This is a genomic window from Sphingomonas sp. DBB INV C78 (genome assembly GCF_042693015.1).
Lineage (GTDB): Bacteria > Pseudomonadota > Alphaproteobacteria > Sphingomonadales > Sphingomonadaceae > Sphingomonas_E.
This window is the reverse complement of sequence record NZ_CP170544.1, coordinates 2,593,510-2,606,497: the sequence shown is the minus strand read 5'-3', so window position 1 is coordinate 2,606,497 and position 12,988 is coordinate 2,593,510. Positions and strand designations below refer to the sequence as shown.

The 12,988-nt window shown below is 65.6% G+C and carries 14 protein-coding genes; 7 read left to right on the top strand and 7 right to left on the bottom strand.

Annotation, left to right across the window (positions count from 1 at the left end):
• Positions 1–17 precede the first annotated feature (17 nt).
• Both ACFB49_RS12305 and ACFB49_RS12300 read left to right on the top strand, forming a co-directional pair.
• Positions 18–776: an SDR family NAD(P)-dependent oxidoreductase gene (locus ACFB49_RS12305; protein WP_380871391.1), complete on the top strand. Its 759-nt coding sequence runs from the start codon at positions 18–20 to the stop codon at positions 774–776.
• Positions 777–799: 23 nt separating this feature from the next.
• Positions 800–1,306 (top strand): hypothetical protein, encoded by a 507-nt coding sequence (locus tag ACFB49_RS12300; RefSeq protein WP_380871389.1) that lies wholly within the window; start codon positions 800–802, stop codon positions 1,304–1,306.
• Between the two features lie 34 nt (positions 1,307–1,340).
• Here ACFB49_RS12300 and ACFB49_RS12295 read toward each other — a convergent pair whose 3' ends face one another.
• On the bottom strand, positions 1,341–1,616 hold the full coding sequence (locus ACFB49_RS12295) for a GlsB/YeaQ/YmgE family stress response membrane protein (RefSeq protein ID WP_380871386.1): 276 nt from the start codon (positions 1,614–1,616) through the stop codon (positions 1,341–1,343).
• A gap of 101 nt (positions 1,617–1,717) precedes the next feature.
• Positions 1,718–2,908, bottom strand: coding sequence for a glycosyltransferase family 2 protein (locus ACFB49_RS12290; protein ID WP_380871383.1), 1,191 nt, complete (start codon positions 2,906–2,908; stop codon positions 1,718–1,720).
• A gap of 131 nt (positions 2,909–3,039) precedes the next feature.
• Here ACFB49_RS12290 and ACFB49_RS12285 point away from each other — a divergent pair, with 131 nt between their 5' ends.
• Both ACFB49_RS12285 and ACFB49_RS12280 read left to right on the top strand, forming a co-directional pair.
• Entirely contained in the window at positions 3,040–4,074 is a 1,035-nt protein-coding gene (locus ACFB49_RS12285; RefSeq protein ID WP_380871380.1) for an alpha/beta fold hydrolase, read from the top strand.
• Entirely contained in the window at positions 4,071–4,931 is an 861-nt protein-coding gene (locus ACFB49_RS12280) for a TIM barrel protein (protein ID WP_380871378.1), read from the top strand. Before ACFB49_RS12285 ends, ACFB49_RS12280 begins: the two co-directional genes overlap by 4 nt.
• Before the next feature lie 545 nt (positions 4,932–5,476).
• Here ACFB49_RS12280 and ACFB49_RS12275 read toward each other — a convergent pair.
• The 3 genes from ACFB49_RS12275 to ACFB49_RS12265 form a co-directional block, all read right to left on the bottom strand.
• Positions 5,477–6,606 (bottom strand): IS3 family transposase gene (locus ACFB49_RS12275; protein WP_380871376.1). Its coding sequence is split into 2 segments (ribosomal slippage): positions 5,477–6,345 and positions 6,345–6,606, totalling 1,131 coding nucleotides; the frame shifts between segments, so codons are not numbered across the junction.
• A gap of 47 nt (positions 6,607–6,653) precedes the next feature.
• Positions 6,654–6,965, bottom strand: a complete 312-nt coding sequence (locus ACFB49_RS12270; RefSeq protein ID WP_380871375.1) for an endonuclease domain-containing protein — start codon at positions 6,963–6,965, stop codon at positions 6,654–6,656.
• A 223-nt stretch (positions 6,966–7,188) separates the two neighbouring features.
• On the bottom strand, positions 7,189–8,454 hold the full coding sequence (locus ACFB49_RS12265) for an MFS transporter (protein WP_380871374.1): 1,266 nt from the start codon (positions 8,452–8,454) through the stop codon (positions 7,189–7,191).
• Positions 8,455–8,602: 148 nt separating this feature from the next.
• Here ACFB49_RS12265 and ACFB49_RS12260 point away from each other — a divergent pair, with 148 nt between their 5' ends.
• Positions 8,603–9,007, top strand: a complete 405-nt coding sequence (locus tag ACFB49_RS12260) for a nuclear transport factor 2 family protein (RefSeq protein ID WP_380871373.1) — start codon at positions 8,603–8,605, stop codon at positions 9,005–9,007.
• A 301-nt stretch (positions 9,008–9,308) separates the two neighbouring features.
• On the top strand, positions 9,309–9,590 hold the full coding sequence (locus ACFB49_RS12255) for a hypothetical protein (RefSeq protein ID WP_380879950.1): 282 nt from the start codon (positions 9,309–9,311) through the stop codon (positions 9,588–9,590).
• A 102-nt stretch (positions 9,591–9,692) separates the two neighbouring features.
• Here the strand turns inward: ACFB49_RS12255 and ACFB49_RS12250 are convergent, their stop codons facing one another.
• Complete coding sequence (locus ACFB49_RS12250; protein ID WP_380871371.1) at positions 9,693–11,273, bottom strand: cisplatin damage response ATP-dependent DNA ligase; 1,581 nt, start codon at positions 11,271–11,273, stop codon at positions 9,693–9,695.
• Positions 11,274–11,319: 46 nt separating this feature from the next.
• Here ACFB49_RS12250 and ACFB49_RS12245 point away from each other — a divergent pair, with 46 nt between their 5' ends.
• Entirely contained in the window at positions 11,320–12,093 is a 774-nt protein-coding gene (locus tag ACFB49_RS12245; protein ID WP_380871368.1) for a hypothetical protein, read from the top strand.
• On the opposite strand, the gene ACFB49_RS12240 is transcribed toward ACFB49_RS12245, so the two are convergent.
• Positions 12,094–12,900, bottom strand: a complete 807-nt coding sequence (locus tag ACFB49_RS12240) for a universal stress protein (RefSeq protein ID WP_380871366.1) — start codon at positions 12,898–12,900, stop codon at positions 12,094–12,096.
• Between the last annotated feature and the right edge of the window lie 88 nt (positions 12,901–12,988).

Below are 12,988 nucleotides of genomic sequence, written 5' to 3'. Positions count from 1 at the left end.
TTGAGAGGATACAGATCATGCGGGGACTGGACGGCAAGGCGATCCTGATCGCGGGCGGTGGCGGCGGCATCGGTGCGGGTGCTGCGGAGCGACTGGCGAGCGAGGGCGCGCGGCTGATGATCGGCGATCTGTTCGTCGAGGGCGCCGAGGCGTGCGCGGCGCGCATTCGCGCGGCCGGCGGTGATGCGATCGCCATGGCCTATGACCAGGCGGAGGAAGCATCGATCGCGGCGCTTGTTTCCGCCGCCGTGGATCGTTTCGGCAAGCTGGATTGCGTGCTTGCCAATGCGGCCGACATGCAATCGATCATGGTCGATGGCGACGCGATAAGCTGCCCGCTCGACGTGTTCGATCGTTCCATCCAGGTCGACATGCGCGGTTATTTCCTGATCGCGCGCCATGCGCTGCCGCATCTGATCGAAAGCAAGGGGGCGATTGCCTTCACCAGTTCGGCTTCGTCGGTGATCGGCGAGCCGGAGCGCGTGGCTTATGGTATGGCCAAGGCTGGCGTGAACGCGCTGATGCGGCACATCGCGTCGCGCTGGGGCAAGAAGGGCGTGCGCTCCAACGCGATCCTGCCCGGCTTCGTATTCACCGAAAAGACGCGCGGCAATTTGCCTGAGGAGTTCCACCGCCACGCCGTCGCCGCCACGCGCAGCACGCGGCTGGGCGAACCGGAGGATATCGCCGCGATGGTGGCGATGCTCTTTTCGGACGATGGCCAGTGGATCAACGGCCAGACGCTGAGCGTCGACGGCGGGGCGACGATGCGCTGAGCGAAACCATAAGGAGTGGGTCGATGAACAAGATGTCGCCGGTGAAGGGGTTTGGCGTGCTGATCGCCGTGATCGTCGTGCTGGCCGGCTATATCGCCGCGGCGGCCGCGCTCCACCTCAGCGAGGCATGGGCCGGCTTCCTGTTCCTGCTCTACTGGTCGATGGTCGAGGAAGCGAAGCCTGATCGCATTCCGCGATCGGCGATCGGCGCCTTCGTCGGCGCCGGCACCGCGGCATTGATGACGCTCGCACCGGCGGCGCTGGGCATGGGGCCGGGCATGGCACTGTTCATGGGCATCGTGCTGCTGCTGGTCTATGCGATCATCATGGGCTGGGCGCCGATCGCAGTGAACATGGCGACGATGATCTTCCTGACGGTCGGCACCATCCCGCATGTGCAGGGCCATGCCGATTGGCGACAGGTCTTCTTCGGCATCCTGGCCGGGATCGTCTATTTCGGCGGGCTCGCGCTGGTGGCCGGGGCCATCGGCAAGCGCAAGGCGGTCGCCGCGCAGGCTCGAAGGGGGTGAGCGAGGCCGGCTTGAGCCGCCTCGCCCCTAACCCTTATCGCACGCTGCCGCGACGGATGAGGTTCACGATCCCCAGGAGCACGATCGCGCCGCCGAAGGCGACGAGCAAAGTCATGGGATTGAAGGGCGCATCGCGCAGGTTGTGCGTGCCACCGGTCAGGAAGCTGAACAGCCAGCCGCCAAGCATCGAGCCGACGCAGCCGACGACGATGTTCAGGAAAATGCCCTGCTGCGCATCCGTGTTCATCACCTTGCTGGCCAGCCAGCCGATGATCCCGCCCATGACCAGTGCAATGATGAAGGTAATCATGCCTCGATCCTCCCTGTAGCGACGTCGAGTCGACGCGGTCGGGATTATAGGCGTGCGGTGCCGTCTTTCCAGTTGCGTAACGGTCCCGCACGGGGACGCCTTTATTCCCGTTCCGTCCTGATCCAGCGGGTCTCGCCGCCGCGGATAAGCCGCAGATAGATCGGCAGTTTCCACAGCATGTAGAGCGGCAGGCGCAGGATCGTGCCGATGCCCATCTGATCGCGGCCATGGGCCGCCCAGGCGATCAGCACGAGCGAGACGTTGACGCCGAACAAGGCGAGCGCGGCGGCGAAGGAGGCGGGCGGCATCCCCACCAGCACCAGCAGACCGAGGAGCAGGGCGATGAAGAAGTTGAGCGCCATCAGCAGCGCCAGCGGCGGGGTGAGCAGATGGAGGCCGGTCCATAGCAAGGCTGGGCGGCCATGGCGCAGACCTTCGCCGATCAGCGGCAGCGCGCGCCGCCGCGCGGTGGCCATGAAGCCATTTTCCCAGCGGGTGCGCTGGGTCAGCGTGCCGCCGGCGGTGCTCGGCTGGGTCCAGACGCGGGCGACGGGATCGAAGATCGGTGCATGGCCCTGGCGGGTGAGATCGATGCCGAGCGCGAGATCCTCGACAATGTCCGACGTGGCGAGCCCGGCGCCGTCGAACATCGGCCATGGGAAGGCCATGCCCGATCCGGTGAGCAGAGCCGGCGCCCCGATAGCGCGGCCGCCATTCTGGCGAACGAGATTCTTCACGACCATCGCAAAGTTCGAAATCTGCACCATCGGCGCCGCATCGCGCCGCGGGCTGAACAGGTAGCAGCTCTGCACCGGCCGCCCCGTGGCGACGGCAAGCGCGGCGATGCGTTCGAGCGCGCCAGGCTCCGCCGTGCAATCGGCGTCGATCACGATCGCTGCGCGCGGCGGCTGACCGCGCAGATGATCGCGGCCGAAAGCGAGCGCGAAACCCTTGCCGCGCTGACTGATATCGTGCCGCTCGATGACCTCGGCCCCCGCGGCGCGGGCGATGGCGGCGGTATCGTCGCTGCAATTGTCGGCCACCACCAGCATCCGCACGCCCGGCGACAGCGCGGCCTTGAGGCTGGCGATGATCGCACCCACCCCGGCGGCTTCGTCATGCGCGGGGATGACGAGCGCGATCTCCTGCGGATCGAGCGGGAGGGCGGCATCGCGGCGGCGGCCGGCGGCGAGGCCGATGGCGGTTTCGATCGCGAAGACCGTGCCGACAAGGGCGACGGGCGCGAAGATGATCCAGCCGATGATGCTGAGAAGCAGGGATAAGGTCGCCATCGGGGATCGGCATCGCACATGCAGGCCTTTGGATAAAGCGTCCGCGCGTCGCGCACTTCATGTCTTCAATTCCTTAGCCACCCCTTGCCGGCCTCGCGGCGCCACGGGAAAAGGCAGTGAAGGAGAATAAGATGGCGGAAGAGCGCATCGACGTCGGCGGCGTGAGAATCAATGCAGCGACCGCGGGCGAGGGGCCGCTGGTGCTGATGATCCACGGCTTTCCGGGGCTGTCCTGGTCCTGGCGGCATCAGATGCAGCCGTTGGCCGATGCGGGGTTCAAGGCCGTCGCCATCGACTCGCTGGGCTATGGCAAGAGCGACCGGCCGGCCGATCCGGTGCTCTATGATTCCGCGCATATGCAGAATTATCTGCTGGCGATCCTCGAATATTATGGCGCGGAGACGGCCTTCATCGTCGGCCAGGATTTCGGCGCGCAATATGCCTGGAACCTTGCCGTCCGTGCGCCGGAACGAGTGCGGGCGCTGGTGACGACCATCCCCTATGATTATGATCTGGCCGGCCGGGCGATGCTGGGTTCGGCGACGACATTGCCGCCGGGCACGCCACCGCAGCCGGTGATGGCATCGACCGACCATCTGCCGTCCGAACGCTTCGCGGCGCTGGCGGCCGAGCATTTCCTGCACTTCCATTATTTCCAGAAGGTCGGCCCTGCGGAGCGCGAGCTTGGCGAAAATCTCGCCGAATTCCTGAAGCGCGATTTCTTCGCGCTCTCCGCCGACGGCAATCTTTGGAACTGGCTCGACGTGCCGAGCGAGGGGAGCGGCTATCTCGATGCGCTGCCGCCGACGCCTGACCTGCCCTGGCCGTGGCTGAGCAAGGCGGAGTTCGCGACATTCGTGGCAGGCTATGACGATCCCGACGTGATGAAGCGGGCGATCGGGGGGCTCAATTCCTATCGCACGGCGGATGCCAATTGGGAGATCGGCCGCGAATGGGCTGACCATGATGTGACGGTGCCGACCTTGTTCGTCTATGGTGCCAAAGACCCCTCCTTCGGTTTCTTCCCAGAATGGCGCGAGCGGATGGAGCGGCGCGTGCCGGGGCTGGTGGACGTGGTGGAAGTTCCGGGCGCGGGCCACTTCATCCAGCAGGAGCAGCCGGCGGCGTTCAACCGCGTGCTGATCGATTTCCTGAAAAGCCGATGAGCTGGGATTTGGCCTGGACCGCGCATCTCGGCCTGCGCGGGCCGGATGCGCCGCTGTTCCGCCATTCGGCGCGGTCGCTGGACCCGTTCGACCAGATCGACTTCATCGCCGATCTCGGCTTTGCGGGCGTGCAGGACAATTATGCCGCGCTCCGGCCTGCGGAGGAGCAAGAGAAGGTCGCGGCCCATGCCGCGGCGCGGGGCTTGCGGATGGCAAGCTTCGTCCATGATCCGATGGGCTGGAACCTGCCGCGCTGGAGCGCCGACACGGCCGAGGGGCGGGCGGCCCTGATGGCGGAACTCGATCATTCGCTGGCGACGGCGCGGCGGATCGGCGGGCGGACCTTGATCTGTGTCGCGGGGGTCGATCCGGCACGAAGCCGTGAGGCGCAGCTTGATGCGATGGCCGACAATCTGCGGCGTGCCGGCGATGCGGCGGGGGCGGCGGGTGTTGCGCTCTGCGTGGAGATGACGAGCCCGCTCTGGCTGCCCGATATGCTGGTAGTGCGGCTGGAGGATGCCGAGGCGGTGGTGCGCGCGGCAGACCATCCGGCGGTGCGGCTGATGTTCGACGCCGGCCATATCGCCATGAATGGCGATGATCCGCTGGCGGCGTTCGGGCGGCTGGCCGACATGGTGGGCGGGGTGCAGGTGGCCGACATGCCGGCAGGAGAGGGGCCGGGCCGGATCGACGTGGGGGGCGGGACGACCGACTGGGTGCCGCTGCTCCGCGCCATCCGCGCATCGGGCTATGCCGGTCTGTTCGAGATCGAACATGAGGCCGAGCGCGAGGGGCTTGGCGGTGAGCAACGGCTGGTCGAGCGGCTGCGGGCGGTGGATGCCGCTGTCGCCGGTTGAGGCGAAGTTGAGGAAGTTGAGGGTTGCGGGCGCTTCTGGTGTCACTTGCGCCTGCGAAGCGACGCCAAAGCGACTGCGACGCGCCACTGGCGCGACAGCGGGGCGACAGTGACGCGACACCCAAGCGACAGGAGCGCGACGATAAGGCGCCTGTTGCGCGACAGGGACGCTTCGCCGACGCATCACGAGCGCGCCGGTGAGGCAACGGCCGGGATGCGGGTGGTGGCGCGGGATTGGCGCGGTTGCCTGGGAATGGCCTGGAGCGTGCTGGTCCATCCACCAATCTAGAACAGATAAAGTCCTACATTGAAAGGCATTGAAGGGCGGAGGACGAGACCCGGAGACCGCTTCGGACGGTGAATGAAAGGTCGGTTTGATGCGCCGGCGGGGCCGCCGACGATGGCTGCAAGGGTCGGGGGGAGTGGGCGTTAGCCCCTCTTCCTCCCCTCCCTGGAAGGGAGGGGCTGGGGGTGGGTTGACGGTCCCCCGGTTTCTCATCCGGGCGTGATGCGAGCTTCCGGCTTGCATGACGGTCCCCCGGTTTCTCATCCGGGCGTGATGCGAGCTTCCGGCTTGCATCCGCCGGGGTTAACCCCGGCGGATGCAGCATATTCGGCTGGCGTGAGCCAGCCAAGAGCCGTGTGAGGGCGGCTCTCATTATAGTCCCGTCGCCAGGCCTCGATCTTGGCCCGCGCATCCGCCAGCGACAGGAACCAGTGGCTGTTCAGGCACTCGTCGCGCAGGCGGCCATTGAAGCTCTCGACGAAGGCGTTGTCGGTCGGCTTGCCCGGCCGCGAGAAGTCGAGAGTCACGCCATTCTCATAGGCCCAGCGGTCGAGCGCCTTTGAGATGAACTCCGGCCCATTGTCCACCCGAATGGTCTTCGGCGCACCACGCACCGAAGCGATCCGCGCCATCGCGGCCACCACCTGCTCACCCTTTATGCCCTGGTCGACGTCGATCGCCAGCGCCTCACGCGTGAACGCATCGACCACCGTCAGTGCCCGCAACCTCCGCCCGTCGAACAGCGCGTCCGAGACGAAGTCCATCGACCACATCTCGTTCGGCGCCGACGCCGCAGGCTGCCGCTGGCGGTTTGCGGCGCTGACGTTGCGGCGGGGGCGCCTGAGCCGAAGGCTCAATCCATCCTCCCTGTAAAGCCGGTAGACCCGCTTGTGATTCACGAGCCATCCTTCGCGGCGCAGCAGGATGTAGATTCGGAAATAGCCGTAGCGTACCCGTGTCGCCGCCAGATCGTGGATGCGCAGCCGCAGCGGCGCCTGATCCGGCTTGTGCGACACGTAGCGCACCGACGAACGGTCGACGCCGAGCGCGAGGCAGCTACGCCGCTCACTGACACCATGGGACGCCTGGACGTGCGCGACGATCTCGCGCCGTCGCCCAGGCGTCAGAGCTTTTTTGCCAGGACATCCTGCAGGATGTGCTTGTCGAGACTGAGGTCGGCGACCAGCTGCTTGAGCTTGCGGTTCTCGTCCTCGAGCTGCTTCACCCGCCGCAGCTCGCCCACACCGAGCCCGCCATACACCTTCTTCCAGCGATAGAAGGTCTGCTCTGAAACGCCCATCCGCCGAATGACCTCGGCCACCGGCGTGCCAGTCTCCGCCTGCTTCAGCGCGAACGCGATCTGCTCTTCGGTATAGCGCGTCTTCTTCATGTCCCAGCTCCTTGCTCGTGGGCGTCAAAGGGCCGGAAAACTCTCACTCAGCATGGATGAAAAAACAGGGAGGACGTCAGGGTTCCGCCGAGGCACTCGGCGGTCTTTGCAAGGATTGCCGCAGCCACACCGTCGGGATTGGCGAGAACCTCGCCGTTCCGGAAGCGAATGACGGTCCAGCCATTGTCCGCCAGGAATTGGGAGCGCCGCGCATCATAGTCCTCGGCGCCGAGGTGCTGGCTACCGTCGAACTCGACCGCCAGTTTTACCGATCGGCAGGCGAGGTCGAGAATGTAGGGGCCAACCACCAATTGCCGGGTGAAGCGCGGTCGAAAACGTGACAGCCGTCGCCAGATCATGCGCTCGGCTTCGGTTGGCCGTTGCGCAGGGCACGCGCATTGGCTGTCATATGCTCGGGCACCCGCGACATGACGCAAGGTTAGTAAGGCGCGCTCCGCACGCCAACCCACCCCCAACCCCTCCCTTTCAGGGAGGGGAGTAGAAGGTCCGCAAAGTCCGCGTGTCCCGACAGGCGGGAATTCGGTGGAAAACGCGGAAAGCTGCCGGGCAGGCGATGCGCCCCTAAACCTTCGGCACCCGCGCGCCCGGCTTCGCCAGCGAGACCAGCACGAACGCCAGCACCACCATCCCGAGCAGTCCCGCAAAAGCGAGGTTGTAGTTGCCGGTCGTGTCGCGGACGCGGCCGATGGCATAGAGCGCGGCGATCGAGAGCGGCTGCATGCCGAGCGCCATGGTGCCGAGCGCGGCGCCGAAGCTGCGCGAGCCGAAGCTGTTGGCGGTGAGCACGGTCCACACCGGATATACGCCGCCGACCGCGACGCCGATCAGCGCGAAGGCGATGAGCATCGCCCAATAGCCGGGCCAGACGATGTAGAGGCCGAGCAGGATGACGTGGAACAAGGCTACCACCGCGAACACCCGCCGCACGTCGATATGGTCCGCCAGCCAGCCGGCGATCAGCTTGCCGCACACCGCGGATATGCCGCCGATTGAGATCATCAGCGAGGCATCGACCGGGCTGATGCCCTTGGTGAGGAAGTAAGGCGCGTTGGTCTGGATCAAAGTCTGATCGCTGGCGAGGATCAGCCCGCAGCCGAACATGATCAGCCAGAAATTGCGTTCGCGCAGCAGCGCGCGGGTCGTCCAGACCGGCTCGTCGAGCGCCGCCTGTGCGGCGGGCGTATCGGGCACCAACTCTCCGCCGGCGATCAGTTCCGCCTCGGTCGGGCGGTCGCGCATGAAGAGAAGCGCGAGCGTGGCGACGATCAGGCCGACGCCGACGCCGATCGCGGCCACTGCCGTTCGCCATCCGAGATTTTCGATCGTCCAGGCGGCGATCGGCGTCATCACCGCATTGCCCGCCGATGTGGCGACCGCGATGATGCCGATGGCGAGGCCGCGGCGACGGCGGAACCAGCGCGCAGTGATGGTGTTGGCGGCGATCGCGCCGGCGGCGATCATGCCGAAGGCGATCGGCCCGACAGTGGCGATCAGCATCACCTGCAACGAGGTCGCATAAGCGAGGAGCAGGAAGCCGGCGGCGAAGATGGCCGCACCGCCCGTCATCATCAGCCGGACGGGCAGGCGATCGATCATGCGACCGACAAAGGGCGACCAGACCATCATGCCGATCAGGAGCGCCATGATACCGAAATTGGCCTGGGCATAGGACAGGCCGAATTCGCCGGTCAGCGTGGGGACGAGGAAGCCGAAGGAATAGATGGTGGCGCCCACCGTCAGCATCGCGCTGGCGAAACCGGCGACCACCACCAGCCAACCGCGATAGGGCATCCCGCCCGATGGACGGACGATCGGCGCCTGCTCCATAATCCCGGCCTTCCCTAATATTTGCGGACATGATTTCCGCTTGTTGGGCATCCTACAGACGATCGGCCCGGCGTCACCGCTTTTCGCGCTGGACAGGAATTGATGTCCGCCCGAATGCTCGGATGGCCGGATTTGCAAGGAGAGGGGCATGGGCGTTGAGCAGAATGTGGCGGTGATGCGCCGCTTCTTCGATGCGATGAGCGCGGGCGACGTGCCCACGATCATCGACAGCTATGCCGAGGACGGCCGCTGCGTGACGATGGGCAATACGCTGATTTCAGGCAGTTTCGACAAGCAGCAGATCAGCATGGCCGCGGGCCGCATCTATGAGGCGTTTCCCGAGGGCGTCCGCTTCGTGATCCACGAAATCACCGCCCAGGACGATCGCGTCGCGATCGAGGCGGAATCCTTTGCACGCCATGTTTCCGGCAAGGATTACAACAACAAATATCATTTCCTCGCACGGCTGCGTGACGGCCGCATCGTCGAGTTCAAGGAATATTGCGATACGGAGCAGATCACCGATGTGATCTGCGGCGGGGCGCGGCCCTAAGGGCGGCCGTCGTGCCGGCGGAGGCCGGCATCGCCCAACCACAAGCGTGCGATCCAAAACATTGAGCTCCCAGCCTGCGCTGGGATGACGATGATTGGTGAACGGGATACCGGTATCATTTTTGCTGAAAGCTGCGCTTCATCGGCATGAATCAAAACTGCGATAGTTTTCGACGCACAGTCGAAAATTAAGGCTTGCGCGACTCGCTGCTTTGCGTCACGGCGTTCGCAAGCGCAGCATAGATTGCACTGCGCAACGCATTTAATGCGTTTATTGCATTGTTTTGATCGAAAGGTTCGTGATGAAGAAGTTTGTGCTGCGCGGCGCGCTCGCCCTCGCTCTGGCCGTTCCGGCCGTTGCTTTCGCCCAGCCGGCCGATACCGCTGCGGTTTCGGTGAAGAAGGGCTATGCCCTGTATGACAGCGCCGGCAAGAAGCTGGGCCGCGTCGAGCAGGTCCGTGAGTCCGACGGCGTCGTGACCTTCATCTACAACACCAAGATCTATCGCGTGCCGCTCGCCAGCATCAGCGTTGACGGCCGCAGCGCCAAGACCTCGCTCGCCTGGGATCAGATCAAGGGCTGAGCCACCATTAGCCCTCCGCTTCGCGGCGGAGGGTAGGGGGGAGGGTCTTCGGCGTTCTTCCGTCGTTTGGAAGATCGAAGACCCTCACACCCGCCAGACTGTTTAGACTATCATCCGTCTGAGCGTTTCGATCCGGTCCGCTTCCGCGGCCGGCTTGTCGCGGCGGATGCGGGCGATCCGCGGAAAACGCATCGCCAGGCCGGATTTGTGCCTTTTGGATTCGTGGATCGAATCGAAGGCCACTTCCAGTACCAGGGTCTTTTCGACCTCGCGCACGGGCCCGAACCGCGCGACGCTGTGATTGCGCACGAAGCGATCCAGCCAGGCCAGCTCCTCATCGGTGAAACCCGAATAGGCCTTGCCTACGGGCAACAGCTCGCCATCCTCCGTCCAGCAGCCGAACGTGTAGTCCGAATAGAAGCTCGATCGCTTTCCGTGGCCGCGCTGGGCATACATCATCACGCAATCGGCGGTCAGCGGATCGCGCTTCCATTTGTACCAGAGGCCCGTGCGGCGCCCGGCGACATAGGGACTGTCGCGGCGCTTGAGCATGACGCCTTCGATCGCGGCATCGCGAGCGCCCGCGCGGATGTCTTCGAGCGCGTCGAAGTTCGCGGCGTCAATCACCTGGGAGAGATCGAAGCGGCTGGGATCGAGCCGGGGGACGAAGGCTTCCAGCCGGGCGCGCCGTTGGGACCAAGGGAGTTCGCGCACGTCCTCGGCGCCATCGAACAGCAGGTCGTAGAGGCGGACGAAGGCGGGATAGTCAGCGAGCATCTTTGCCGACACCGTCTTGCGGCCCAGCCGCTGCTGGAGCGCGTTGAAGCTCGCGGCTTCGCCCTTCTGCGCCTCACCCTTCACCAGCAATTCGCCATCGAGGACGCCGGGCGTCGCGAAGGCGGCGGCGACATCGGGGAAGCTGCGCGTGATATCGTCGCCGGCGCGGCTGTAGAGCCGGGTCTCGCCGCCGGCATGGACGATCTGGACGCGGATGCCGTCCCATTTCCATTCGGCGGCATAGTCCGCGAGATCGACGCGTAAATCTTCGAGCGGATGGGCGAGCATGAAGGGGCGGAAGACGGGGACGTCCTGCGCGGTGGGCTGGGCGCCGCCCTCGCCCCAGGCGAACAGAGCGGCATAGGGCGCGGCGATGCCGTGCCAGACCTCCTCCACCGCATCGACATCCAGCCCGAAGGCGTGGGCGAAGGCGGTCTTGGCAAGGCGCGCCGATATGCCGACGCGCATTCCGCCGGTGGCGAGCTTGAGCAGCGCGAAGCGGCCGCTCGCGTCGAGGCGATCGAGCATCGCGGCCAATGCGCGGGGCGCTTCGGAGCGGCCGAGCGTCGAGAGGCGGGCCACGACGGCGGCCAGGCCGAGGCTGCCATCGTCCACTTCCTCCGGCTCGCCCTCTGGCTTGGGCCATATCAGCGCGACGGTTTCGGCAAGGTCGCCGACATAATCATAGCTCATGCCGAGCAGGACGGGATCGACGCGTTCCTCGACGATGGCGCGGATCGCGGCGGCCTTGACCGCGGGCAGATCAAGCTCGCCGGTCAGCGCCGCCATCGCCCAGCCGCGATCGGGATCGGGCGTGCGGCGCAGATAATCTGCAATAAGCTTGAGCTTGCCATTGCGGGAGCGGGTGTAGACAAGCCCGTCGAGCAATTGGGAGAAGTCACGCATCGGCGGCGCAACGCGCGGGGAACGCCGATGGGTTCAAGGGACGTTGATGAGCATTAGCGTGGAATTGGCAATCGAACAGCGATCGGCGCCGCTTCGGCCGGGTGTGCCGGCGCTGCGGCGCGCGGTGCTGGTCGATCCGCAGCCGGGCAAGGTGCGTGCCTTCGTCGAGGATGATTTCCACCATTTCGAGATCGAGCTTGCCCATGACGGGACGATCATAACCGACGTCGCCGCGACCACCATCCGCCATCCGTGGACGACCTGCGCAGGCGCGGCGCCCGTGCTGGTGGAAAAGCTGCGCGGGGTGGCGCTGCGGCAAGCGGCGGGGTTCGATTCACCGCTGACGCATTGCACGCATCTTTATGATCTGGCGCTGCTGGCGGCGTCTAAGGCCGGAGGCGACAGCCCGGAATTGTTCCGCATGTTCGTTGCCGACAGGGTGGACGGTCGGCGCGAGGCGATGATCGATCGTAATGGCGCGCCGGCCATAACCTGGCATCTGGATGCCGAGACGATCTTGCCGCCCCATGCACAGGCCGGCCGCAATCTTCGACAACTTAAGCATTGGGCGGCCGAACTGGAGCCGGAGGAGCGCGAGGCGGCGTTGCTGTTGCGGCGGGCGGTGTTCATCTCGATCGGGCGGACCTTCGACCCCGATACGCAGGATGATGTGCCCAATCCGCCGCCGGGGGCCTGCTTCACCCATCAGCCCGAAAATTACGAACCCGAGGCGAGGTTCCGCGGATCGCGCCGCGACTTCACTCATGCCGATCATGGCCCGCTGGCGGTGCGGGTGGCGGAGGCTTTCGGCGAGGCCTGATCAGGAACCCGCGGGGATTGCGAGCACGGGGCAACGAACCTCGCTCACCACCCGTTCGGTGGTGCTGCCGCGGAGCGCATCGAGCAGGCCCTGCCGCCCGACCATCGGCATCGCCACGAGGTCCGCGGCGGCAGCTTCCGTCAGCAGCGTCTCGACGAGGGGGCCCTCGACAGTGCGAACGGGCCGTGGGCGTCCTTCCCCATCCATGATGACGGGCGCGTCTTCGCCGACATGGAGATAATCGAAGCGGACATCGAGCCCTTCGGCAAGCGCATCGAGCCGGCGGATGGCGGCGTGGGGCGCGGGATCATTGTCGACCGGCACCAGCACGGTCCTGATCCTCTCCAGGCTGCCGGTCCGTTCGTCGACGAAGGAGCGGGCGTCCGGCCCGAAGATCAGGGTCGGCACCATCGACACCTGCGCGAGCCTGGCCGAAACCGAGCCGTTGAGCATCCGGCCCAACCCTGCGCGGCCGCGGCTGGCCATGACGATCAGATCGACATGGTGAAGTTCCAGATAGCCGGCCAGCCCATCGACCGGGTCTTCGCCCCGTATTTCATATTTGCTCACGTTGACGCCGGTTTTGGCATGGACATCGCGCTGGTGCGATCCGGGCTCCAGGACGCCCCAGCGCTCCAGCGTTTCGCGGACGCGGGGAAAGCTGTCCCAATCGTCCCCAGCCTCTGAATCGCGCACGTGCAGCAGGGTGAAATTGCAGCGATTGACCATGGCCAGCCGGAGCGCATGTTCGAATGCCAATTCGCCGTCGGGCGACAAATCCGTGGGATGGACGATGGACTCGATCATAGGACACCCCTGCTCAATGACGTCGGGGAAGCCTATTAGGTTGATCCGCGGCGCAACATCGGGATTTGCCCTGAGGAGGAAGGACGAT